The sequence below is a fragment of the Allobosea sp. BK604 genome, assembly GCF_004341515.1.
GTDB lineage: Bacteria > Pseudomonadota > Alphaproteobacteria > Rhizobiales > Beijerinckiaceae > Allobosea.
In genome coordinates this window covers 106401-131235 of sequence record NZ_SLZF01000013.1, presented here as the reverse complement: position 1 = coordinate 131235, position 24835 = coordinate 106401, and the positions used below count along the sequence as shown (strand labels likewise).

Here is a 24835-nt window from a genome sequence, read left to right as displayed (position 1 = left end):
CGGGCGCCTACCTTGACGAAAGCCGGTGGATCAGCGCTCGCCGCGGGTGGCGAGCGCTGCCAGCCGGCTCGCCCCCAGATCCTCGACGATCCGGTCGATGACCGCCTCGGAGAAGCCCTTGCGGGCAAGGTAGAGCCGGGCGTCGCGGCCAAAGGCCGGCTCGACATGTGACAGCCGCCGCAGCGTGACCGCCAGCGCCGCCTCATCGCCCCTTCTGGCATGGAGCAGGGCGCGGCCGAGCAGGCTGAACGGGGTCTCGTCGGCAACCAGGATGGCCGCATGCGTATCGGAGAGCTTGGTCGAGCCCATCAGATGCGCACCCAGAAAAGCGAAGAAATCATACCAGGACGGCCGGCCGCTGCTCAGCTCGATCGCCCGCTGCAGCAGAGGCAGGCCCTCCGCCGGGCGATTGAGCTGAACATAGCGCGCGCCGAGATCGGCCATGATGTCCGGATCATAGGGGTTGCGCGTCAGCGCCTCCTGCCCGGACTTGAGCGCGTCGTCGATCGCACCGCTGGAGAATTGCGCGTCCATCATCGCCTGCTGGGCGCGCGCGCTCGACGGCGCCAGCCTGACCGCGGTGAGCGCCGCGGCGAGCGCCCGGTCGAGCGCCGGCGATTCCGGCAGCGGATTGAAGCCCGAGCCGTATTCCTCCAGCGTCACCAGAGCGAGCTGCGACCAGGCCGGATGGAAGGCCGGGTCCTTTTCGATCACCTGTTCGAGGCAGGAGCGAGCGACGAGATGGTCCTCCGCCTTCATCGCCCGGCGCAGATTGAAGGCCTTGACGATGCAGCGCGTCGGCGATGAGGGCGCCGCCTGACGGAAATCGGCGTAGATGATGCCGAAGGGCTCGGCCAGCCGGATGGCAAGGCGGCGCGCGATCTCGGTCAAGGCCGGATCGTCGGCGCCTTTGGCCAGGGTCCGGCTCGTCGAGGTCGTCCAGACGATGCGGCCGTCCTTGACCGAGCGCAGCCGGCCGAAGCCCTCGACCGCATCGCCAACCCGGGTGGCATTCATCTCGAAGACGTAGTCGACACCCTCGGGCATCGCGGCACCGTCCGCGGGGGCCTTGATCGCGATGAGATCGTCGAAGCGCGCCAGGGCGTCGACAAGCGGGCGCGTGAAGGCGCGGACGATGTCGTTGAGCGAGGGATCCGCGGCCGTCACGCTCATCGTGACGGCGAGCACCGGCAAGTGCGACGGCGCGCTCGTCCCGGCCAGGCGCGTCGCCTGTTCGCTCAGCCGCGTCTGCTGGGTGGCGGCATCGACCGGCACCGGCTGGCTGACCGGCAGGTTGCGATAGCTGCCGGCGGGGAGCAGCAGCGTCAGCACGAGCGCGGCAGCGGCGAGCATGGGCCAGCCCTTCAGCCAGGCGGCGCCACGGCGCGCCGGAACGGCGCGGGTGGCGCTCTGAGCCTCAGCCCCCTCCTCCGTCTCGACCGAGTCGTCGTCGAGCGCATCGCGCTCCCTAACCGACGGATCGTTCGGCTCGAAAACCGGCACATAGGCTCCAACCGGCATCGAGATCCGGAGTGGGTCGTCCGCCCCTTCCAGCGCATAATATTGCCGCAGCGCCTTGCGCAGGCGGCCAGCCTCGACCCGGACGATCGGATCCGATTGGGGATCGAAATCGGTGGGGCGGCCGAGCGCCTCCACCGCGATCGTGTAGCCCTTGAGCTCACTACCGCGCCCATCGAGGCTGCTCTCGACGACGAAGCTCAAAAAGGACGAGAGCTGCGGCGCGCCACGAAAGGTATCGCTCGCCAGGACGCGTTCGAGCCCAGCCCGAATCGCTTCGGCTTCGCTGTGGACGAGTTGGTCCGTCTCGTGGCTGAATTCGGCCATTGGGGCGCGGTCCAGTTTATTCCCCATTCGTTAAGCTACGTCAGAACGGACCTAACGTCACCCGCCGGCGCGGTTGAATCCACCGATCGCGGCGCGCAGTGGTGCCCCGCCTGAGCCGCGATTTACAGCCCGCTCCGCGCTGTTAGGTTGAGAGACACTTAATCCAACAGGACCCCGCGCGATGACATCTGCCCTGCGACCGATCGGCACCCCCAACGATCTCGACGCCTATTGGATGCCTTTCACGGCGAATCGGTCCTTCAAGCAGAACCCGCGCATGGTCGCCCGCGCCGAGGGCATGTTCTACTACACGCCGGAGGGAAAGCCGGTGATGGACGGCACGGCCGGCCTCTGGTGCTGCAATGCCGGCCACGCCCGCGAGCCGATCATCCAGGCCATCCAGGCGCAGGCGCGCGAGCTCGATTACGCCCCGACCTTCCAATACGGCCACCCGAAGGTCTTCGCCGCGGCGGCGCGCATCGCGGCGCTGGCGCCGGGCGATCTCGACCATGTCTTTTTCGCCGGCTCGGGCTCGGAAGCAGCCGACACTGCGCTGAAGATCGCGCTCGCCTATTGGAACGTCACGGGCAAGGGTTCGAAGACCCGGCTGATCGGCCGCGAGCGCGGCTATCACGGCGTCGGCTTCGGCGGCATCTCGGTCGGCGGCATGGTCAACAACCGCAAGTTCTTCGGCGGGCTGCTCACCGGCACCGACCATATCGCCCATACCTATGACCGCGAGAAGCAGGCCTTCAGCAAGGGCGAGCCGGATTACGGCGCGCATTTCGCGGATGATCTGGAGCGCCTCGTCACGCTGCACGACGCCTCGACCATCGCCGCCGTCATCGTCGAGCCGATGGCGGGCTCGACCGGCGGGCTGCCGGCGCCGAAAGGCTACCTCAAGCGCCTGCGCGAGCTCTGCGACAAGCACGGCATCCTGCTGATCTTCGACGAGGTCATCACCGGCTTCGGCCGCCTCGGCTACGCCTTCGCCGCCGAGCGCTACGGCGTCATCCCGGACATGATCACCTTCGCCAAGGGCGTGACCTCGGGCACGGTGCCGATGGGCGGCGTTCTCGTGCGCAAGCACATCTACGACGCCTTCATGCACGGCCCCGACGGTGTGATCGAGCTGTTCCACGGCTATACCTATTCCGGCCATCCGCTCGCCGCCGCGGCTTCGCTCGCGACCCTCGACATCTACCGCGAGGAAGGCCTGTTCGAGCGTGCCCGGGCGATGGAGCCGCTCTTTGCCGATGCGGTGATGAGCCTCAAGGGCGAGCCGAATGTCGTCGACATCCGCACGGTCGGCATCGTCGGAGCGCTCGATCTCGCACCGCGGGCGGACGGCGCCGGCAAGCGCGGCTTCGCGGCGATCGATCGCGCCTTCCATGAGGAAGGCCTGATGATCCGCACCGCCGGCGACACGATCGCCTTCTCGCCGCCGCTGGTGATCACGGAATCCCAGATCGAGGAGCTGATCGGCAAGCTGCGGAATGTGATCCGGTCGGTGGCGAACTGAGGGGCATGCCATGATCGACCGGCGCAGCTTCCTGGCAGTGACGGGCTCAGCGTTGATGCTGCGCCCGGCTGCAGCGCAGGCGCCGGTCAGGGAATGGCAGAGCCTGTCGCCGACCGAAGCCGGCTTTCGACCCGACGCCGGCGAACGGATCGAGAAGGCCTTCGCCGACGGCCAGCTGGAAGGCCTGCACGGACTGGTCGTGCTCCGGCGCGGCAAGATCGCGCTGGAGCACTATTTCTCCGGCGCCGACGAAATCTGGGGTGATAGCCGCGGTGTCATCGCCTTCAATGCCGGCGAGTTGCATGATTTGCGCTCGGTCTCGAAGAGCATCGTCGGATTGCTCTACGGCATTGCGCTCGCCGACGGCCTGGTGCCGAAACCGGAGGCGCCGCTGCTGGCGAGCTTCCCGCAATATCCGGATCTCGCCGCCGATCCGGCGCGACAGCGGGTCCGGGTCGAGCACGTTCTCTCGATGACCATGGGCACACAATGGGACGAATCCCTGCCCTATACCGATCCGCGCAACAGCGAGATCGCGATGGAATACGCGCCGGACCGCTACCGCTTCATTCTCGAACGGCCGATCGTGCTGCCGCCCGGCGAGGCCTGGGGCTATAGTGGTGGCGCGACCGCACTTCTTGGCCATCTGATCGCCAGGGGTTCGGGAGCCAGGTTGAGCGATTTCGCCAGGAGCCGGCTCATGGCGCCGCTCGGCATTTCCGAGTTCAGCTGGACCAACGGTCTCGATGGCCGCGAATCGGCCGCTTCGGGCCTGCGGCTGCGCCCACGCGATCTCGCCGCGATCGGCCAGTTGCTGCTGGACAAGGGCCGTTACGCGGACAGGCAGGTCGTGCCTGCCGACTGGCTCCAGCAAACCCTCACCGTGCGCGCCAAGGCCGGCAACAATCTCGACTACGGCTATCAATGGTATCTGCCGCGCCAGAGCATGCCCGCGACGCTCTATGCCGCCTTCGGCAATGGCGGCCAGCACCTCCTGGTAGCGCCGGAGCTCGATATCGTCGTCGCGATAACCGGCGGTAACTACAACCGGGTCGATCGCCGCAACGTGCCGGGCAAGCTGGCGAATGAATTCGTCTTCGGCGCGCTTGCGCAGTAGAGCATTTCCGCGCTTCTCTGAATCGCGAAAATTCTCTATCTTTTTGTTTTGACGCATTTTCTTCACGCGAACCGGTGTCCACTTCGCTCGAAATGCTCTAGCCAGCGACCGATTCAGTTACGCCGCAGCTTGTTGTAGCGGGCGATCAACCGGTCGCGCTTGAGGCGCGACAGGCGATCGATCCAGAAAATGCCATCGAGCTGGTCGATCTCGTGCTGATGGCAGACAGCCAGCAGACCGTCCGCCTCTTCGCCATGCTCGGCGCCGTCAAGGTCCTGATAGCGAATCCGGACGCGGGCGTGGCGCTCGATCTCATCGGTCACGCCCGGCATCGAGACGCTACCCTCGACATGGCGGATAGTCTCGGGTGAGGTCCAATCCAGCACCGGATTGATATAGGTCCGAACCTCGCCGGGCTTGAGCTCCAGCACGACGACACGCAAGAGCACGCCGACATGCGGCGCCGTGATGCCGATGCCCGGCGCCGCGCGCATGGTGTCGAGCAGATCGCCGGCCAGTGCGCGCAGGTCGGTGTCGAAGCACGGCACCGGCTCGGCCCGCTTGCGCAGATCCGGATTCGGGAAGCTGAGAATGGGCCGCTGCGGCATGATCGCCGGATCCGCTCAGGCCGCCGCCTTCTTCTCCGCCGCGCCGTAGAAGCTCTCGCCGGTCTTCGCCATGCGCTTGAGCATCCGGTTCGGCTTGAAGCGCTCGCCATGCTTTTTGGCGAGGGTCTCGCAGAGCTTCACGAAGGCGGCCGCACCCATATTGTCGATATAGCTGAGTGTGCCGCCAGAGTAAGGCGCGAAGCCGAAGCCGATGATCGAGCCGACATCGGCCTCGCGTGGGTCGGTGACGACGCCCTCCTCATAGGTGCGGGCGGCTTCCAGCGCCTGTGTGACCAGAAGGCGGTGCTTGAGCTCCTCCATATCGACCTTCTCGGGCGGAATATGGCTCGAGACCAGCTCGGCGAGGCCGGGCCAGAGGCGCTTGGGACCAGTCTCCGGATAGTCGTAGAAGCCCTTGCCGTTCTTGCGGCCGAGGCGGCCATATTTTTCGACCATCTCGCCTAGCAGCTTCTCCTGTCCCGGATCGACAGAGCCTTCGCCGAGCTGGGCCTTGGTCGCCTTCAGCACTTTCCAGGCGAGATCGACGGCAACCTCGTCATTGAGCGAGAGCGGGCCGACCGGCATGCCGGCCTGCTTGCCGGCGGCCTCGATCATTGCCGGCGGCACGCCCTCCATCAGCATGAGATGGCCCTCGCGGATGTAATTGCCGACGCAGCGATTGGCGTAGAAGCCGCGGGTGTCGTTGACGACGATCGGCGTTTTCCTGATGGCGCGGACGAAGTCGAGCGCCATGGCGAGCGCCTTCTTGCCGGTCTTCCGGGCCATGATGATCTCGACCAGCAGCATCTTCTCGACCGGCGAGAAGAAATGGATGCCGATGAAATTCTTCGGCCGCTGAGAATGCGAGGCGAGCCCGGTGATCGGCAGGGTCGAGGTGTTGGAGCCGAAGATCGTGCGCGGGCCGACGACCGCCTCCACCTTGGTGATGACCTCGGCCTTGACCTTGGGGTCCTCGAACACGGCCTCGACGATCAGGTCGCAGCCCTTGAGGTCGGCATAGTCGGCGCTGGCCTTGATGCGCCCGAGCAGCGCGTCGCGGTCGGCGGTCTTGGCGCGGCCTTTCATGATCTGGTCGGAGATGAGCTTGTGCGAATAGGCCTTGCCCTTCTCGGCCGCCTCCATGTCCCGGTCGATCAGCACGACCTCGAGGCCGGCATTGGCGCTGACATAGGCGATGCCGGCGCCCATGAAGCCGGCGCCGACGACGCCGACCCTCTTGAGCTTGCTCGGCGGCACATCGGCCGGGCGCCGGGCGCCCTTGTTGAGGTCCTGCATCGAGACGAAGAGCGAGCGGATCATCGACGCCGCCTCCTTCGAGCGCAGGATCTTCGCGAAATAGCGGCTCTCGATGCGCAGGCCGAGATCGATCGGCATCTGCAGCCCTTCATAGACCGCGCTCAGGATGGCGCGGGCTGCCGGGTAGTTGTCGTTGGTCTCGCGGCGATAGATCGCATTGGCCGGCGGCCAGATCTGCATGCCGGCCGGCGAATAGACCTTGTTCGAGGGCAGCTTGAACTTCGGGTCGTCCCAGGGGGCCTTGGCCTGCGGGTTGGCCTTGAGCCAGTCCCTGGCGTTCTGCACGAGCTGGTCGCGCGGCACGGCGGCGTGGACGAGGCCCATATTGCGGGCCGGCAGGGCTTTGATCTGCTCGCCCTTGAACATCATCTGCAGCGCGTCGCCGGTCTGCATCAGGCGCGCGACGCGCTGGGTGCCGCCGGCGCCAGGAAAGAGCCCGACCTTGACCTCGGGCAGGCCGACGCGGGTCGAGGCATCGTCCGAGACGACGCGGTACTGGCAGGCGAGCGCGAGCTCGAAGGCGCCGCCGAGGCAGACGCCGTGGATCGCGGCGGCAAAGGGTTTCCCGCAGGTCTCGAGCTTGCGGTAGAGCAGCGAAAGCTTGCGGCTCTCGTCGAAGAAGGTCTGCATCGCGACCTCCTCGCCCTTCTCCTTGACCAGGCCGAGATAGAGATCGCGCAGCGTCTGCAGCATGGTGAGGTCGGCGCCGCCGGAGAAGGCCTCCTTGCCGGAGGTGATGACGCAGCCCTTGATCGCCTCGTCCGAGGCGACCTTGTCGATGGCCTGGTCGAGCTCGGCCATGACCTCGGGGGTGATGACGTTCATCGAGCGCTCCGGCATGTCCCAGGTCAGGGTCGCGATGCCGTCGGAATCGGTCTCGAAGCGGAAATTGGTGAGGTTCATCGGTCTTCCTCCCTGCCCTCGCGCGCGATGCGTCAGTAGGGCGTTCCATCCCGGTGGGTGTAGCGGACGCCGTCAGCGTCCTTGTTCATGACGAGGTCGATATCGGGGTAATGTGCCCTATCGACCGGAGCGCGCGTGCCGACGACCAGGAAGGAGCCTGGCGCCGAAGAGCGGTTGACGATCTTGTGGCCATTGCCGTCGCCCGCCTTGAAGGCGGCGCATTCGCCCGGCCGCAGCGGCTGCTCGCCGGCATTGTCGATCAGGACGAGATCGCCGGTCAGCGCCATGACGAACTCGTCCTCCTGCTCGTGCCAATGGCGCTGCGACGACCAGGCGCCCGGATCGAGATAGCAGATGCGGACGCCGAACTGGGTGAGGCCGCCGGCATCGCCGAGACTGCGCGAGCTGCGCCCCTGCACGGGCGGGACGAATTCCGCCGGATAGTAGCTTCCGGTCCGCAGCGGGATGGCGTCGATGTCGAGCTTCGGCATTGTCACACCCGCTCGGCCATGGCGGCGCGGTCAGCCTTGGCACCTTCTTGCGCGACAGCTGCGATGATCTGCTCTGCGGTGACGATTTCGGCGAATTCATCCGAGAGATTGGAGAGCGTCATCGCGTGGATGGCCTCGGCCCTATGGTGCTCGCCATCCGGCCCGGTGCGCGCGAAGGTCCAGGTCGCGTCGCGCACCAGCCTGGCGTCAAAGCCGAGATTGCCGGCCATGCGCGTCGTCGTCTCCACGCAATGGTTGGTGGTGGCGCCGACGATCACGAGCGTCGACAAGCCCGCATCGCGCAGGCGCTGCTCCAGATCGGTGCCGATGAAGGAGCTGTTGACGTGCTTGACCACGACAGGCTCGCCCGGCCGCTCACGCGCGACATCGCTCACCTGATAGCCCGGTGCCCCGGCGCGGAAACGCGAAGCCGGCTCCAGCGACGCGTGGCGGATATGGATGATCGCGACGCCTGCGGCACGGAAGGCCGCGAGCAGATCGGCGATCCGCACCTCGGCCTGCGGGTTGTTGCGCTGGACGCCATTGGCCGCGATCTCCTCGAAGGCCTTCTGCACATCGATGACGATCAGCGCAGTCTGCTCGGGAATGAGAGGCTTCATCCTTCAGACCCGCTCGATGATGGTGGCGACGCCCATGCCGGCGGCGACGCAGAGCGTGACGAGAGCGGTCTGCTTGTTGGTGCGCTCGAGCTCGTCGAGCACAGTGCCCAGGATCATCGCTCCGGTCGCACCGAGCGGATGGCCCATGGCGATGGCGCCGCCATTGACGTTGAGGATCTCGTCATCGATGTCGAAAGCCTGCTGGTAGCGCAGCACGACCGAGGAGAAGGCCTCGTTCAGCTCGAACAGGTCGATATCCCTCGTGGTCATGCCGGCCTTCTTCAGCACCAGCTCGGTTACGTCCACCGGCCCGGTCAGCATCAGCGCGAGGTCGGAGCCAACGGTCGCAAAGGCCTTGATCCGGGCGCGGGGCTTCAGGCCGGCGGCCTTGCCGCCCTTCTTCGAGCCGACCAGCACGGCGGCCGCGCCATCGACGATGCCCGACGAGTTGCCGGCATGATGGACGTGGTTGACGAACTCGACATCCGGATGCGCGGCGGTCGCGACGGCATCGAAGCCGCCCATCTCGCCCATCTGGACAAAGGAGGGCTTGAGCCCGCCCAGGACCTGCATGTCGGTATTTGGGCGAATGGTCTCGTCGCGGTCGAGGATGGTCAGGCCATTGACGTCCTTGACGGGGATGACCGAGTTCCTGAAGCGGCCTTCGGCCCAGGCGGCGGCAGCGCGCTTATGCGAGCGCACGGCAAATGCGTCGACATCGTCGCGCGAGAAGCCGTATTTCGTCGCGATCAGATCGGCCGAGACGCCCTGAGGCATGAAGTAGGTGTCGATCGCGACGCTGGGATCGACCGCGATGCCGAAGCCGGAGGCGCCCATGCCGACGCGGCTCATGCTCTCGACGCCACCGCCGATCGCCATCTCCTTCTGCCCGGACATGACCTGCGCCGCGGCGAGATTCACCGCATCGAGGCCCGAGGCGCAGAAGCGGTTGATCTGCACGCCCGGCACCTCCTTGCCGTAGCCGGCCTTGAGCGCGACCGTGCGGGCGATGTCGGCGCCGGCCTCGCCGACCGGATCGACGCAGCCGAACACGACATCCTCGACCAGCCTGGGATCGAGGGCGCTGCGGTCCTTGATGGCGCGCAGGGCCTGGGTGCCCAGCTCGATCGCGGTGACTTCGTGAAGCGAGCCGTCGGCCTTGCCCTTGCCGCGCGGCGTCCGGACGTGATCGTAGATGAAGGCTTCAGCCATTTAAGGCCTCCCGTGTCGGCTTTTGTTGCGACGTTATCCCGTCATTGCGAGCGAAGCGAAGCAATCCAGACAGTCACGCTCGACGGCCCCTGGATCGCCAGGTCGTTTCGCTCCTCGCAGTGACGACCGGTCAGAACTGTTCGGCGCTCAGCGCCATCGTCGAATCGGCGCCAGCCGTGATCCGCGCCAGATGCGCGGCGGTCTCGGGCAGGCTGCGCTCCATGAAGAAGCGGGCCGTGGCGAGCTTGGTGTTCATGCGCTCCTCCGCGCCGTTGGCGCCGGCCTTGAGCTTGTCCTGCGCCACCTTGGCCATCTTCGCCCACATATAGCCGAGCGAGACCAGCCCGAGCAGGTGCATGAAGTCATGCGCACCGGCGCCGGCATTGTCCGGCTTGGCGAGCGCATTGTTCATGAACCACATCGTCGCCTGCTGGAGATGACCGAGCGAGGCCTGGAGCGGGGCGAGCAGCGGCTGCAACGCCTCGTCCTCGCCATTCTCCTTCAGGAAGCCGCCGACCTCGTTGAAGAAGGCCATGATGGCGCGGCCGCCGTCGCGGCCGAGCTTGCGGCCAATCAGGTCCATGGCCTGCACGCCGTTGGCGCCCTCGTAGATCATGGCGATGCGGGCATCGCGCACGAACTGCTCCATGCCGGTCTCGGCGATGTAGCCATGGCCACCGAACATCTGCTGCGCCTTGACGGCATTGTCGAAGCCGAGATCGGTCAGCACGCCCTTGAGCACCGGGGTCATCAGGCCGAGCTGGTCATCGGCCGCCTGGCGCTCGGCGGCGTCGCCAGAGCGATGCGCGATGTCGGATTTCAGCGCATTCCAGATGACGAAGGCGCGGGCGCCCTCATTGAAGGCCTTGATCGACATCAGCGTACGGCGGACGTCCGGGTGGACGATGATCGGGTCGGCCGGCCTGGCCGGCTCCTTGGCGCCGGTCAGCGCCCTGCCCTGCAAACGGTCCTTCGCATAGGCGACGGCGTTCTGATAGGCGACCTCGGATTGCGACAGGCCCTGGATGGCGACGCCGAGGCGGGCCTCGTTCATCATCACGAACATGGCGTTGAGGCCGCGATTCTCCTCGCCGACCAGCCAGCCCTTCGCGCCGTCATAGTTCATGACGCAGGTCGAATTGCCGTGGATGCCCATCTTGTGCTCGATCGAGCCGCAGGTGACCCCGTTCTGGCCGCCGACCGAGCCGTCATCGTTCACGTGATTGCGCGGCACGACGAAGAGCGAGATGCCCTTCACACCGGCCGGCGCCCCCTCGATCCGGGCGAGCACGAGGTGGATGATATTCTCGGTGATGTCCTGCTCGCCGGCCGAGATGAAGATCTTGGTGCCGCTGATCGCGTAGGAGCCGTCGCCGTTCGGCACCGCCTTGGACTTGATCAGGCCGAGATCGGTGCCGCAATGCGGCTCGGTCAGGTTCATCGTGCCGGACCAGGTGCCCTCGGCCATTTTGGGCAGATAGGTGCGCTTCTGCTCGTCCGTGCCGTGCACGTAAAGTGCAGCCATCGCGCCCATGGTCAGGCCGGGATACATGGCGAAGGCCATGTTGGCGGCCGAGGAGTACTCGTTCATCACCGCGCCGAGCGTATAGGGCAGGCCCTGACCGCCATATTCGGGGTCCAGGGCAAGGCCGATCCAGCCGCCGCCGGCATAAGCCTCATAGGCTTGCTTGAAGCCCTTCGGCGTCGTCACCGTGCCATCGGGGTTGCGCTTGCAGCCCTCGAGGTCGCCGCTGCGGTTGAGCGGCTGCAGCACCTCCTCGCAAAGCTTGGCGCCCTCGCCCAGCACCGCCTCGACCACGTCCGGCGTCGCATCGGAGAAGCCGGGAAGGTTGTTGTAGCGTTCGATGTTGAAGACGTCGTTGAGCAGGAACAGGGTGTCTTCGACGGGCGCCTTGTAGATCGGCATCTGTGTCCTCCCTCATGCACGCCTTGGGTTCGTCGCGAGGTTGCACGACGGAACGCGCGCCAAACATGCTCTTATCGGCGAAGCAGCATGCCGGCTCATCATGACGGCCGCGCTTCAGGATAGTTCACATATAAACTATCCCTTTTGAGTTTGAAAGGGGGCTGGCCGTTTTTGTTGCCGCAGCCTGTCGCAATCGCGTGACCCAACGGTCATCACGCGCGGGAAAGAAAGCGGGAAAGAAAAAGGCCCCGAACCGAGGTCCAGGGCCAGCTTCGTCTCGGGATGACGGCGCTGCGATCAGCTGCGGCCGAGCCGGCGCAGCGTTGCCTCGAGTTCGGCGATCGCGCTCTCGATCTCGTTTTGCTGGCTGCGCAGCAATTCGAGCTGTTCGGCGATCTGGTTGCGCGAGAGCTGCAGCCCGCCGACCGAGGCGGAGGCCTCGCCACTCTGCTTGCGCTCCTCATTGGCGAGCATGGCGCGGATCTCGACCAGCGTGAAGCCGAGCTGCTTGCCCTTGAGGATCAGGGCCAGGCGGGCGCGATCACGACCGGAATAGATCCGCGTCATGCCCGAACGAGCGGGAGAGAGAAGACCGCGCGACTCGTAGAAGCGCAACGTGCGCAGGGTCACTCCGAAGTCACGAGCGAGATCGCTGATGGTGAAGCCGCTGGCCGGCTCGACCGAAGTCGAGGCGGCGGAAGCAGAGGCAAGTGTGCGACCGTCGGGGGATGACGCGGTCGCCAGAGCGAGGCTGCTATGGCGTGACATGGCATTCCTTGATGGTTGGGGAAAGAGCGGTAGGCGTCGGCGCCGTGAAGGCTGGGCGGCGAGGTTCCGTTACGACACCCTGACCTATCGGCGGCGTGCCGGTTAGGTAACCTGGGATTCCGAGGGGGTAAGTTACCGTTATGAAACGGCCCAATTCGGGACTGGCCGGACAGAAATTTGCTGAAAATTAACTGATGCCGGTCCGATCTTAACCATCTGTTTACTGTGACTGCGAAAAGTCGATACCGCGAAGCAGCGCGTCGTTCGGCGGCAACCGAATCTTTACGATCGTTCGATTCGCAATGGGACGCTGCGGCGAAGGGGGCTGCGCATCCTGGCTAGAATGGCCCCCGTAGGCGAGCGAGCGAAACCATGGCCAATAGCTTGCCCTGGAGCGTCAAGGGTGTCGACCCGCGTACACGCGACGCCGCGAAAGCTGCCGCGCGCCGGGCCGGCATGACGCTGGGTGAATGGCTCGACCACAAGATCCGCGACGAGGCACAGGACATGCCGGAAGAAAGCGGCCCGCCCGCCGCCCCCCCTGAGCAGCTCGACATTGCCGCCCTGTCGGAGCGCCTCGCCCGCCTGTCCTCAGGACAGATGGAAACCTCGCAGCAGGCCGCCACCACTTCGGCCAAAAGCGCCGCGCCGGAACTCTCACGCAACCATATCGACGCCGCCCTCGCCCAGGCCGCGGCTGCCGAACGGATCACGCGCGAATCCAGCGCCAAGACCGCCGGCGCGCTCGATTCGATCGCGCGCTGGATCGAGAAGACCGAAAACCGCCTCGCCAGCGGCGAGCGTGCGATCGCCGAGCGCCAGGAGCGCGCCACCTCCGTCATCGCCGATGCGATCAAGACGATGGGCGAGCGCCTGGTCGAGATCGAACGCAAGGCCGCCACGCCCCAGGGCAAGCCGACGCCCGTCGCCGCCCCCCCCGCCACGCGCGCGGCCCTCAGCCGCGATGGGCTCGCCGCCGCCGTGACCGATATCCGGACACGGCAGCGCGTCCTCGATACCGATACCGAGGCCGCCCCGGCGGCAGCCCGCCCAGCGTTCAGCGAAAGCCGGATCGCGGCACTGCGCCAGGACCTGCAGGCGCTCAGCGCGCGGATCGACCCCGCGAACGAGCCGCCGGTTGTCCGCGAACGTCCGCGCGCGCCGATGCCGCAGCCCGTGCCTATGCCAGCGCCGATCGTGGCCGATACGCGCGAGCTCGAGAACAAGATCGCAGATCTCGGCGCCAAGCTCGACCGGCTCGAGCAGCGGGACCGGATCGAGCCGATCCTGAAGCCGCTGGCCCGGATCGAATCCGAGGTCGCCAGGCTGTCTCAGGATCGCTCGAATGAGAGCTATGCCCGTTTCGAGCTCGAGGTCGCGCATCTCGCCGCCAAGGTCGATGCACTCGCTGCGCGCGGCGGCGACCGGACGATGCTGGCGCCGGTCCTGCGTGATATCTCCGATATTCGCGAGATGCTGGCCTCGGCCGGTGGCGATGGCCGGCTCGGCGAGCTTTCGCAACAGGTCTCGACGCTCGCTGCCGAGGTCGGCCGCTTGCGCGACACGCAAACCGACGGGCGCGAACTGCGCAGCCTGTCGCTGGCGATCGAGGACGTGCGCGACGCGATCCTGTCCGACCGCTCGCAGGATCGCTTCTCCGATCCCGCGCCGCTGATCTCGCTATCGCGCCAGATCGAGGCGCTGGCCGGCAAGGTCGAGTCGCTGCCGGCGATGCGGCCAGAGGTGATCAACGCCCAGACCGACCAGCTTTTCGCACGTCTCAACGAGATCGAAGCCTCGGGCCGCCCGGTCTCGGATGAATTGTCGCGCCGGATCGAGGCACTCGTCATCAAGCTGGAGGATGTCGCCGAGCGGCAGCCGACCCAGCTCGAAGACCGGATCGACGCCCTGCAGAATCGGATCGAGCAGCTGGCCGAACACGGCCCGGCGGCGGTGACGAAGCAGATCGAGGCGCTTGCCGGACGCATCGAGAATCTGGCGGCGTCGAGCAGCCTGACTCAGCTCGTCAACGAGGGTGGCAGCATCCAGGTGGCGCGGGTCGATCTCCGGCCCGTCGAGGATATGCTGCGCGGCCTCGCCGAGAAGATCGACGAGGCGGGCCGGCCCGGCGCCGAAGCGGATTCCTTCGACGCTCTCGAACAGCAGATCGCCGGCATCGCCAGCCGGCTCGATGAAGCCGCCGCGACACGCTCGGCCGAGACCGGCATCGAGCGCACGCTGCAGGATCTCGTGCGCCATCTCCAGACGGTGCGCGAGGATACGGCCGCGGCGGCCGAGCGCGCGGCGCGAGCGGCCATGGCCGACATGGCGAGCAAGACGCCGCAGCCGAGCGGCAATTTCGCCGAGCTGAGCAATCTGCTCTCGGGCCTGCGCGAGACGCATGTCTCCTCCGGCCGCGAGACCCAGGATGCGATCGGCGCCGTGCACCGCACGCTCGAGACCATCATCTCCCGTCTCGCCAGCCTGGAATCGGAGCTCGGCGCCGAACGCCAGGGCTCCCGTCAGGTGATCCCTCCCGCGCCTCCCGCCGCCGCAGCCCCAACCCGCCCGGCGGCGATGCCCCTGGCCAAGGGGCTCGATCCGCAAGCCAGCATGAGCGCTGCGCTCGAAGACCGTTTCGGGGCGCGCCTCGAGCAGACGCGGCCGCCCGAGGCGCCCACGGCTGCCAGCGCGGCGCTCGACCTGCCGCTCGAGCCCGGCTCGGGCCGTCCGCGCGCCGAGGCGCCGGCAGCCGGCGGCCAGGATGCGCAATCGGTGCGCCAGAACCTGATCGCCGCGGCGCGGCGCTCGGCCAAGGCGGCGACCGAGGCGGCTGCCGCCGCGCCCGCTGCCCAGGCCGAGACGAGCAAGGGCACCAGCACGGGCGGCCGGCTCAAGGAGATCATGGAGAAGCGCCGCCGGCCGATCCTGCTCGGCCTCGCCGCGATCGTGCTGGCGATGGGCACGGCCCATGTCGTGACCGGCGCGCTCCAGGGCGACAAGGCCAAGCCCGTCAAGAACGAGGCGAGCCAGGCCCCAGCGCCTGCCCCTGCCCCTGCTCCGGCTGCGCCCGAGACCCCGGCACCGGAAGCCCCGGCCAAGCCGGCGAAGGACCAGAGTTCGATGCTCTCGCCGGTCGAGCCCCTTCCGGCTTCCGTGATCGCCGGCCCAGCCGTAGCCGCCGAGGCCAAGCCCGACATCACCGGCTCGACCAGCACTGCGCCGGTCGCGGTCGCCGCCCTGCCGCCGGTTTCGGCGCCCGAGCCGCTGCAGAGCGTGACCGGGCTCGGCGACCTGCCGAACAATCTCGGCACGGCCGGCATGCGCAAGGCGGCACTCGCCGGCGATGCGCGCGCGGTCTACGAGCTTGCCAACCGCGCCTCCGACGGCTCCAGCGCGTCGCGCGACCCGAAGCTGGCGCTGCGGCTGTTCGAGCGCGCCGCCGTCGCCGGCCTGCCGCCGGCGCAGTTCCGCCTCGCCAACATGTTCGAGAAGGGCATCGGCACGACGCGCGACATCTCGCTCGCCCGCGTCTGGTACGGGCGCGCGGCGGAGCGCGGCAACGCCAAGGCCATGCATAATCTCGCCGTGCTCTATGCCGAAGGTGTCAACGGCAAGCCCGACTATGCGACCGCGACCGAATGGTTCCGCCGCGCCGCCGAGCTCGGCGTCCGCGACAGCCAGTACAACCTCGCCATCCTGCTCGGACGCGGGCTCGGCGCGCCGGCCGATCTCGGCCAGTCCTATCTCTGGTTCGCGGTCTCGGCCGCCCAGGGCGACGAGGACGCCGGGCGCAAGCGCGACGAGGTGGCGGGACGCCTCAACGCGGCCGATCTGAGCACCGCCAAGGCTGCCGCCGATACCTGGAAGGCCAAGCCGCTCGACCCTGCCGCCAACGAGGTCGCCGCCCCGGCCAAGGGCTGGGACGAGCCGCCGACCGCGGCCGCGAAGAAGCCGGCAAAGCCGGCCCGCACCTAAAAGCGCGAAACGCTGCGATGGCCGGATTTTCCGGCCATCCTGTCATGGTTTCGACGCGTTGCGGGGCGATCAGGAGAGATGGCTCCCCGCGGCCATGCCGGCAGCAATTCCTCTTTTTTCCCGCGATAAGGATTTGCCTAACCGGATCGGTGCAATCTGGGATGAGCCGGCGTCGGATCACCGCGCCGCCGGCGCATGAGGGCATAGGGTGCAGATTTATCTTCCGATCGCGGAGCTGCCGATCAGCGTGCTGATGGTGCTCGGCTTGAGCGGAGCTGTGGGGTTCATCTCCGGGCTTTTCGGTGTCGGTGGCGGGTTCCTGCTGACGCCGCTTCTGATCTTCCTCGACATCCCGCCCGCGGTCGCCGTCGCCACTGTCGCGGCACAGGTGGCCGGTTCCTCGATGACCGGCGTGCTGACCTATTGGCGGCGGCGCGCGCTCGATCTGAAGCTCGGCGGCGTGCTTGTCACCGGCGGCATCATCGGCACGGTCCTCGGCGTGCTGTTCTTCAACTCGATGCGCCGTCTCGGCCAGCTCGAGCTGGTGATCACGCTCTCCTATGTGACGCTGTTCACCTGTATCGGCGGCTTGATGCTCTATGACGCGCTGCGCGCGGCACTCAGGGTCAGGGCCGGCAAGCCGGTCCGGCTGCGCCGGCGCGCCGGCACGCATCCCTGGTGGATGGGGCTGCCGCTGCGGATGCGGTTCCACCGATCGCAGCTCTATGCCAGCGTCATCCCGATCGCGACCCTGGCTGTCATAATCGGCTTCATCGGCGCGGTGCTCGGCGTCGGCGGCGGCTTCATCCTGGTGCCGGCGCTGATCTATTTCTTCCGCATCCCCCCGGCCGTCGTGGTCGGCACCTCGCTCTTCCAGATCCTGGTGACGATGACGGGCGCTACCATCCTGCACGCCGTCACCAACCAGTCGGTCGATCTGATCCTCGCCGTGCTGCTGCTGCTCGGCGGCGTCGTCGGCGCGCAGTTCGGCGGCCGGGCGGCGCGCAATCTCAATGTCGATTCCTTCCGGCTGCTGCTGGCGCTGCTCATCCTGTCGGTCGGCCTGCGCTTCGCCGTCGAGCTGCTGATCCCGCCCAGCGATCCCTATTCCGTCGTGCTGCCGGAGAGCGCGCGATGAGGGCGGCATTCACAAAGCTCCTCGCCGGCCTCGCCGTACTGGTCCTGAGCGGCGCGGCGCGGGCCGAGACCTTGATCGCATCGGTCTCGAGCCATCAGATCCAGATCACCTCGAACTATACCGGCGACCAGGTCACCGTCTTCGGCCTCGTCGAGCGCGACGGCCGCACCGCCGGGCGCGGCGATCCCTATGACATCGTGATCACGGTGCGTGGGCCGCAGCGCATGCTGCTGGTGCGCGAGAAGGAGCGGCTCGGGCCGATCTGGATCAACCGCACCCAGCGCCGCTTCCCCGATAGCTCGGTCTTCCTGATGGTGGCGAGCAACCGGCCGCTCAACGAGATCCTCAGCCCCGATTCCGCGCGCCGCGACCGCATCGGCCTGCTGCACGCCCAGCGCCGGCCCGACGCCGTGCCGCAGGCCTATCCCGACATGGGCCGTTTCCGCGAGGCGATGATCCGCCTCATGGAGGACAAGGGTCTCTATACCGAAGCGGAACGGGGCGTGACCTTCCTCTCACCGGCCCTGTTCAGCGCCCCGATCGAGGTACCGGCCACGGCGCCGACCGGGACCTACGAGGTCGAAGTCGTGCTCTATGCCGGCGGAGCGCTGCTCGCCCGGCAGACGACAAATTTCGAGGTGATCAAGACCGGGATCGAGCAGGGGCTGGCCAGCGGCGCGCATGATCAGCCGCTGCTCTACGGGCTCGCGACCGCGGCGCTGGCGCTGTTGTTCGGCTGGCTCGCCAGCGTGATCTTCCGGCGCGATTGAGAGTTACGAAAGGGGGACGGCGGCCGCTTCAGGCTGTGAGAAGGTCATAGGCCAGGAAGGGAACGATCCTGCCCTCCTCGATCTTCGTCAGCTCCTCGGCGAGTTCGACCAGTCCGTCGGTGCGCGTCAGCGAGGTCATGACGCCGGCGCCATCCTGCGGATGCTTGCTCGCGACGATGATGCCATCGGCTCCCGGCGCCAGCGAAACGCGGACATATTCGCGCCGCCCCTCCTTCTTGCGATAGGGAAAGCCGAGCCTGACCGGCAGCGGCACCGGCGGCTTGTACTGTGTGCCCGAGAGCCGCGCGATCACCGCGCGCGCCACGAAGGCGAAGGTGACGAAGACGGCGACCGGATTGCCCGGCAGCCCGATGAAAGGCGTGCCCCCGATGACGCCCATCGCCACCGGCCGGCCAGGCTTGATGCCGATGCGCCAGAAGACCAGCGAGCCGGCGCTCTCGACCGCCGCCTTGACGTGATCCTCCTCGCCGGTCGAGACGCCGCCGGAGGTGAGGATGAGATCGCTGTCCTGCGCCGCCTCCGCAAGCCGCGCCGCGAGGCTCTGCGGCTCGTCGCGCAGGATGCCGAGATCGACCACCTCGGCGCCGGCCCGCTGCACCATGGCGCGCAAGGCGGCGCGATTGGCATCGTAGATTCCGGCAGCCGGCAGCGGCTGGCCCGGCTCGGCCAATTCATCGCCGGTCGAGAAGATGGCGACGCGCGGCTTGCGGCAGACGAGGACTGAGGTGCGGCCGAGTCCGGCGAGCAGCGCCAGATCCTGCGGGCGCAGTCGCTGGCCCGCCGCAAAGGCGATCTCGCCACGCGCGATGTCCTCGCCGGCCGGGCGGGCATTGGCTCCCGGCTTCAAGCCGCTGGGCAGGCGGACGAAACCATCCTCCTCCGTCACATCCTCCTGCATGAAGACGGTATCGGCGCCCGCGGGCATCGGCGCGCCGGTGAAGACCCTGACCGCGACGCCCTCCGTCGCTACCCCGGCGGCATCGGAGCCGGCGGCGATGCGGCCGACAAGCGCGAGCCGGCTTTCGCCATCCGGCGCAAGATCGGCAAAGCGCACGGCGTAGCCATCGACAGCCGAATTGGCGAAGGGCGGCAGGTCGAGCCCTGCAACAACCTCCTCCGCCAGCACCCGGCCATCCGCTTCTGCAAGCGCGACGGTCTGCGTCTCCGCGACAGGCTGAACACGCTCGCCGACGAGCGCGGCCGCCTGCTCGATGCTCATCAGCGGGCCGCCAAAGGCGAAGGAATCGTTGCTGAGCTGCGCCATGCCTGCCTCAAGCCTGCCGTTGCGGGCGCGCCAGGACGGCCGCGATCGGTTCCGCCCGGGCGAGAACAATCTCTGCGATCGCCGCGATATCGTCGAGAGGGACGAATGGCCGCCCCGCCTCGGGGAAGGCGACGTCGCTCGCGATCGCGACGATGGTCGGGTCGCCCGGATGCAGCGGCGGCTTGCCGTTCGCGGCGCGATGGATCTCGATCTTGGCGTGCGGCTCGCGTTTGAAGCCTTCGACGATGACGAGATCCACCGGCGAGAGCTTCCCCAGCAGATCGGTGAGCACCGCCTCCGGCTCGTCGCGCAATTCGTGCATCAGCGCCCAGCGCCGCTCGGAGGAGATCAGCACCTCGCGGGCGCCGGCCATGCGGTGCTCGTAGGAATCCTTGCCGGGCGTGTCGAGATCGAAGGCGTGGTGGGCGTGCTTCAGCGTCGAGACCGAGACGCCGCGCCGGTTCAGCTCCGGGATCAACCGCGTCAGCAATGTGGTCTTGCCAGCGCCGCTCCATCCCGCAAGGCCGATCACGCGCATCGAAATCGCATTCCCCAAAACGAAAGCCGGGCGAGGAACCCTCGCCCGGCTGTCATCCTGCACAATCGCGCGCCCGGTCAAGCCGGACGGGCGTGAAGAGAGCTATTCCGCCGGCTGCAGGTTCGGCCCGGCGGGCACATGGCCCTTCTTCTGCTCTTCCTCGACCCAGAGCGAATGGTGCGTCTTCGCCCAGTTGAGATCGACCTCGCCGGAGCCCATGGCATCGAAGGCGCCCTCCATGCCGATCGTGCCGATATAGATATGGGCGAGGATCAGCGCGACCATCAGCACGGCGACGACGCCGTGGACAACGTTCCAGAACTGAAGCTCAAGCACTCCGCCAGCGACGAACGGAAAGATCAGATAGATGCCGGACACGGAGAGCAACGCTCCACCGATCACGACGGACCAGAACACGACCTTCTGACCACCGTTGAAACGCCTGGCGGGGGGGTGTCCCTTGCCGACGATGCCGCCGCCGGCCGCGAACCATTTCACGTCGACGAGACCGGGAATGTTGTCCTTGATCCAGACGAGGAACATCAAGGCGATGCCGAGCATGAAGGGCCAGGCGAGGAAATTATGCGCCCATTTCGCCGCCACCGAAAGATTGGTGAAAGCCTCCGGCCCGATCAGCGGCAGCAATAGCAGCTTGCCGAAGGTTACGTTGAGTCCGGACAATGCCAGCAGGACGAAGCAGGCCGCGGTCAGCCAGTGCATGAAGCGCTCGAAGGCGTTGAAGCGCGTGATCGTCCGCCCGGAAGGCCCGGCTTCGAGCCTGATGCGCCCCCGGATCAGATAGAACAGGGTCAGCACGGCCAGCATGCCCAGCACCACAATGGCGCCGATCCAGACGATCGTGACCTGCTGGAACTCACGCCATTGCCGCCCTGCCGGGCGTTCCAGGGTGGCCGCCCGCTGGTCGGGAATGGTGATCCGGCCCTGGAGCTCGGCCTGCGGATTCGCCTTCAGCGCATCAAGGAACTGACGTTCCCTGACAGAGTCGGCGGTGGGATTGACCTGCTGGGCCGTGACCGGCGCGACGAAGGCGACGGACAACGCCATGAGCAGCGCGGCGAGCAGGAAACGGAGATGAGCGCCGGGACGCATGGTCGAATGTCCTCTGAGCGGGTGAAGCTGCATCGGGTGGTCCCGCGCCCGGCCTTATCGTGGCCGGTGCGCGTTCCCTCCCCAAACTCAAATGGCGATCGTTTCCTTGTAGGCGGTCTGCCACCCCCAGGCGCCGGAGCCGTAGCCGCGCTTGACCACGCGCTCCTTGTAGATCTGGGCGATGATCTCGCCGTCGCCGGCGAGCAGGGACTTGGTCGAGCACATCTCGGCGCAGAGCGGCAGCTTGCCCTCGGCCAGGCGGTTCGAACCGTATTTCTGGAACTCGGCCGGCGACAGATCGACCTCCGGGCCGCCCGAGCAATAGGTGCACTTGTCCATCTTGCCGCGGGTGCCGAAATTCCCGACCTTCGGATATTGCGGCGCGCCGAAGGGGCAGGCGTAGAAGCAATAGCCGCAGCCAATGCAGAGGTCCTTATTGTGCAGTACGACGCCATCGGCCGTGTTGTAGAAGCAATCGACCGGGCAGACGGCCATGCAGGGCGCGTCCGTGCAATGCATGCAGGCCATCGAGACCGAGCGCTCGCCGGGCTTGCCGTCATTGATGGTGACGACGCGGCGGCGATTGATGCCCCAGGGCACCTCGTTCTCGTTCTTGCAGGCGGTGACGCAGGCGTTGCACTCGATGCAGCGGTCGGCGTCGCAGAGGAATTTCATCCGGGCCATGGTTCTTTCCTCCTCACGCAGCCGCGATCTGGCAAAGCGTGACCTTGCCTTCGTGCATGGCGGTCACCGGGTCGTAGCCATAGGTGGTGACGGTGTTGACGGATTCGCCGAGCACGATCGGGTCCAGCCCCTTCGGATAGTTCCCGCGCTGGTCGACGCCCTGGTAGACGCCGCCGAAATGGAAGGGCATGAAGGCGCAGCCCTTGCCGACACGCTCCGTCACCAGCGCCTTGACCCGGACACGGGCGTTGTTCTCCGGACCGGAGACCCAGACATAGGCGCCGTCCCTGATGCCGCGCTCGGCCGCGTCGTTGGTGTTGACCTCGACGAACATGTCCTGCTGCAGTTCGGCCAGCCATTTGTTCGAGCGCGTCTCCTCGCCGCCGCCCTCGTATTCGACGAGACGGCCGGAGGTCAGGACGATCGGGAAGGACTTGGCGACGCCGCGGTCCACCGCGGCCTTCTGGATCGTCGTGTGCAGGTTCGGCAGGCGTAGCGTGCGCTCGTCCGGACGCGCCGGCCATTTGGCGACGAGATCCGGACGCGGGCTGTAGATCGGCTCGCGATGGACCGGGACGGGATCGGGCAGGTTCCAGGCATTGGCGCGGGCCTTGCCGTTGCCATAGGGAACGCAGCCATGGGCGAGCGCGACGCGCTGGATGCCGCCCGAGAGATCGTTTGCCCAGTTCACCGTGTCGATAGCGTTGCCGCCGACCCAGGCGATGGTGGCGATCTCGGCCGGGGTCAGGTCCTTGTCCCAGCCGAGCTTCTTCAGCATGCCCATGGTAAATTCCGGATAGCCGTCCCGGATTCCGGAATTCAGCGAGTAGGAGCCGTTTTCGGCGAGCAGCGTGACCTCGACCTTGCTGCCGTCGGGCCTCGTCTCCTCGCGGGTCAGGCCGAAGCGCGGACGGAAAGTGCCGCCGCCGTTCCCGGCCTCGAGCGAAGTATTGTAGAGGATATGCGTGCCGGGATGCTTGAGCTCGGGCGTGCCCCAGCACGGCCAGGGCAGGCCGTAGAAATCGTTCTCGACGGGAGAGCCCTTGGCACCGCGCAGGGTGATCACGTCGAACTTGTCCTGGTTCGCCATATGGAGCTTGAGACGCTCCGGCGACTGGCCGGTATAGCCGGTGGACCAGCCACCGCGATTGATTTCCTTCAGGATCCCCTCGGCGGAGGGCTCAGGGCCGTACTTGCCCTGGAACATCTCGATGTTCTTGCACATGGCGTCGCCGAAGCCGAGCTTCTGCGCCAGCTTGTAGATGACCCAGAAATCGCTGGCCGATTCGAAGATCGGCTCGACCACGCGCTCGCCCCATTGCACCGAGCGGTTGGAACAGGTGCGCGAGCCGGCGGTCTCGAACTGCGTGCAGATCGGCAGGATATAGGTGCCGTTCTTGCGGCCGCCCAGCGAGATGAAATTGGTCGGGTGCGGATCGCAGACGACGAGGAGATCGATCTTCTCCAGGCCTTTCACGGCGTCGGGCATGCGCGGGATGGTGTTGCCGCCATGGCCCATGACGATCATGGCCTTGAGGTTGTCCTTCTGATCGATCTGCTCGGACGGAAGGTTGGCGGCGTCGAACCAGCGGGTCGAGGTATGGCCCGAGGTCTCCATATTGGCCTTGCGCGTACGGGCCGGGCGGCCGCCCTTGGCCGGCACCTCGTCGAAGCGCGAGACGAAATAGTCGTAGTCGACGCCCCAGACGCGAGCCCAATGGCGCCAGGCGCCTTCGACCAGGCCGTAATAGCAAGGCAGATTCGAGATATCGAGGCCGAAATCGGTCGCGCCCTGCACGTTGCAATGGCCGCGGAAGATGTTGGCGCCGGTGCCGTTCGAGCCGACATTGCCGGTCGCCAGCAGGAGATTGCAGATGGCGCGGACATTCGCCGTGCCGACCGAGTGCTGGGTCACGCCCATGCACCAGATGAAGGTGGCGGGCTTGACCTTGGCAAAGGTCTCGGCGGCGCGGCGCATCTGCGCTTCAGGCACGCCGGTAATGTCCTCGACCGTCTTGGGATCGTATTTCTCGACCTCCTTGCGGACGTCGTCCATGCCGTAGACGCGGGCGGCGAGGAAGGCCTTGTCCTCCCAGCCGTTCTTGAAGATGTGCCACATCAGGCCCCAGATCACCGCGATGTCTGTGCCCGAGCGGATGCGGATATAATCGGTGGCGTGGGCGGCGGTGCGGGTCAGGCGCGGATCGAAGACGATGACGTTGGCGCGCTGGACTTCCTTGCCCTCGAGAATGTGCTGCATCGAGACCGGATGAGCCTCGGCCGCATTCGAGCCCATGAAGATGATGGTCTTCGAGTTGCGGATGTCGTTGTAGGAATTCGTCATCGCGCCATAGCCCCAGGTGTTCGCGACACCTGCGACCGTGGTGGAGTGGCAGATGCGCGCCTGGTGGTCGACATTGTTCGTGCCCCAGAAGGCGGCGAACTTGCGGAACAGGTAGGAGCCCTCGTTCGAGAACTTGGCCGAGCCGAGCAGATAGACGGAATCGGCGCCCGACTTGGCACGGATCTCCATCATCTTGTCGCCGACCTCGCTGATCGCCTGGTCCCAGGAGATCCGCTGCCACTGCCCGTCGACGAGCTTCATCGGGTATTTGATGCGGCGGTCGCCATGGACGAGCTCGCGCACCGAGGCGCCCTTGGCGCAATGGCTGCCGCGGTTGATCGGGCTCTCCCAGGCCGGCTCCTGGCCGACCCAGACGCCGTTGGCGACCTCGGCCTTGACCGTGCAGCCGACCGAGCAATGCGTGCAGATGTTCTTGACGACCTTGGTGCCGGAGGCCGGGCCGAGCTCGGCAGCCTCGGCCTTGCGGACCGAGCCGATCTGCAGGGCGCCCGCTGCCGCAACGCCGCCGGCCAGCAGGCCGGAGCGGCGCAGGAAGGTGCGGCGGTCCATCACGCCGGAGGAGAGGCCGGCCATCGCGGCCTGCAGCTTGCCGCGCTGGACGTCGGCTGACTTGCGCTTGATGAGCATGGCCGATCCC

General features: G+C 66.9%; 18 protein-coding genes. 5 read left to right on the top strand and 13 right to left on the bottom strand.

Annotated elements, in window-relative coordinates:
- Window positions 1-30 precede the first annotated feature (30 nt).
- Window positions 31-1845 (bottom strand): tetratricopeptide repeat protein, encoded by a 1815-nt coding sequence (locus EV560_RS31560; protein ID WP_131859819.1) that lies wholly within the window; start codon window positions 1843-1845, stop codon window positions 31-33.
- A 181-nt stretch (window positions 1846-2026) separates the two neighbouring features.
- On the opposite strand from EV560_RS31560, the gene aptA reads away from it, so the two are divergent.
- Both aptA and EV560_RS31550 read left to right on the top strand, forming a co-directional pair.
- A complete protein-coding gene (gene aptA, locus EV560_RS31555) occupies window positions 2027-3367 on the top strand; it encodes an omega-aminotransferase AptA (protein ID WP_131859818.1) in 1341 nt (446 codons plus the stop codon).
- A gap of 10 nt (window positions 3368-3377) precedes the next feature.
- Window positions 3378-4484, top strand: coding sequence for a serine hydrolase domain-containing protein (locus EV560_RS31550; RefSeq protein WP_207908168.1), 1107 nt, complete (start codon window positions 3378-3380; stop codon window positions 4482-4484).
- A 113-nt stretch (window positions 4485-4597) separates the two neighbouring features.
- On the opposite strand, the gene EV560_RS31545 is transcribed toward EV560_RS31550, so the two are convergent.
- The 7 genes from EV560_RS31545 to EV560_RS31515 form a co-directional block, all read right to left on the bottom strand.
- Window positions 4598-5092, bottom strand: a complete 495-nt coding sequence (locus EV560_RS31545) for a peptide deformylase (RefSeq protein ID WP_131859817.1) — start codon at window positions 5090-5092, stop codon at window positions 4598-4600.
- 15 nt (window positions 5093-5107) lie between these two features.
- Window positions 5108-7312, bottom strand: coding sequence for a 3-hydroxyacyl-CoA dehydrogenase NAD-binding domain-containing protein (locus EV560_RS31540; protein ID WP_131859816.1), 2205 nt, complete (start codon window positions 7310-7312; stop codon window positions 5108-5110).
- Between the two features lie 32 nt (window positions 7313-7344).
- On the bottom strand, window positions 7345-7803 hold the full coding sequence (locus tag EV560_RS31535) for a cupin domain-containing protein (protein ID WP_131859815.1): 459 nt from the start codon (window positions 7801-7803) through the stop codon (window positions 7345-7347).
- A 2-nt stretch (window positions 7804-7805) separates the two neighbouring features.
- Window positions 7806-8423, bottom strand: a complete 618-nt coding sequence (locus EV560_RS31530; RefSeq protein WP_131859814.1) for a cysteine hydrolase family protein — start codon at window positions 8421-8423, stop codon at window positions 7806-7808.
- A 3-nt stretch (window positions 8424-8426) separates the two neighbouring features.
- Window positions 8427-9635 (bottom strand): acetyl-CoA C-acetyltransferase, encoded by a 1209-nt coding sequence (locus EV560_RS31525; RefSeq protein ID WP_131859813.1) that lies wholly within the window; start codon window positions 9633-9635, stop codon window positions 8427-8429.
- Between the two features lie 130 nt (window positions 9636-9765).
- On the bottom strand, window positions 9766-11562 hold the full coding sequence (locus tag EV560_RS31520) for an acyl-CoA dehydrogenase C-terminal domain-containing protein (protein WP_131859812.1): 1797 nt from the start codon (window positions 11560-11562) through the stop codon (window positions 9766-9768).
- A gap of 297 nt (window positions 11563-11859) precedes the next feature.
- Complete coding sequence (locus EV560_RS31515; protein WP_131859811.1) at window positions 11860-12330, bottom strand: MerR family transcriptional regulator; 471 nt, start codon at window positions 12328-12330, stop codon at window positions 11860-11862.
- 372 nt (window positions 12331-12702) lie between these two features.
- Here EV560_RS31515 and EV560_RS31510 point away from each other — a divergent pair, with 372 nt between their 5' ends.
- The 3 genes from EV560_RS31510 to EV560_RS31500 all read left to right on the top strand — a co-directional run bounded on the left by EV560_RS31510 (window position 12703) and on the right by EV560_RS31500 (window position 18216).
- A complete protein-coding gene (locus EV560_RS31510; protein ID WP_131859810.1) occupies window positions 12703-16308 on the top strand; it encodes an SEL1-like repeat protein in 3606 nt (1201 codons plus the stop codon).
- Window positions 16309-16516: 208 nt separating this feature from the next.
- The gene (locus tag EV560_RS31505) at window positions 16517-17446 is read left to right on the top strand and encodes a sulfite exporter TauE/SafE family protein (RefSeq protein WP_131859809.1); all 930 of its coding nucleotides are present in this window, start codon (window positions 16517-16519) and stop codon (window positions 17444-17446) included.
- Window positions 17443-18216 carry a TIGR02186 family protein gene (locus EV560_RS31500; RefSeq protein ID WP_131859808.1) on the top strand — a complete coding sequence of 258 codons (774 nt, stop codon included), beginning with the start codon at window positions 17443-17445 and terminating at the stop codon, window positions 18214-18216. Before EV560_RS31505 ends, EV560_RS31500 begins: the two co-directional genes overlap by 4 nt.
- Window positions 18217-18244: 28 nt before the next feature.
- Here EV560_RS31500 and EV560_RS31495 read toward each other — a convergent pair whose 3' ends face one another.
- From EV560_RS31495 to EV560_RS31475, 5 genes are all read right to left on the bottom strand, one after another.
- Window positions 18245-19501, bottom strand: a complete 1257-nt coding sequence (locus tag EV560_RS31495; RefSeq protein ID WP_131859807.1) for a molybdopterin molybdotransferase MoeA — start codon at window positions 19499-19501, stop codon at window positions 18245-18247.
- A 7-nt stretch (window positions 19502-19508) separates the two neighbouring features.
- The gene (mobB, locus tag EV560_RS31490; RefSeq protein WP_131859806.1) at window positions 19509-20039 is read right to left on the bottom strand and encodes a molybdopterin-guanine dinucleotide biosynthesis protein B; all 531 of its coding nucleotides are present in this window, start codon (window positions 20037-20039) and stop codon (window positions 19509-19511) included.
- 102 nt (window positions 20040-20141) lie between these two features.
- Complete coding sequence (locus tag EV560_RS31485) at window positions 20142-21149, bottom strand: formate dehydrogenase subunit gamma (protein ID WP_131859805.1); 1008 nt, start codon at window positions 21147-21149, stop codon at window positions 20142-20144.
- Window positions 21150-21236: 87 nt separating this feature from the next.
- Complete coding sequence (gene fdh3B / locus EV560_RS31480) at window positions 21237-21833, bottom strand: formate dehydrogenase FDH3 subunit beta (RefSeq protein WP_131859804.1); 597 nt, start codon at window positions 21831-21833, stop codon at window positions 21237-21239.
- A gap of 13 nt (window positions 21834-21846) precedes the next feature.
- Complete coding sequence (locus tag EV560_RS31475; protein WP_131859803.1) at window positions 21847-24825, bottom strand: formate dehydrogenase subunit alpha; 2979 nt, start codon at window positions 24823-24825, stop codon at window positions 21847-21849.
- Window positions 24826-24835 lie beyond the last annotated feature (10 nt).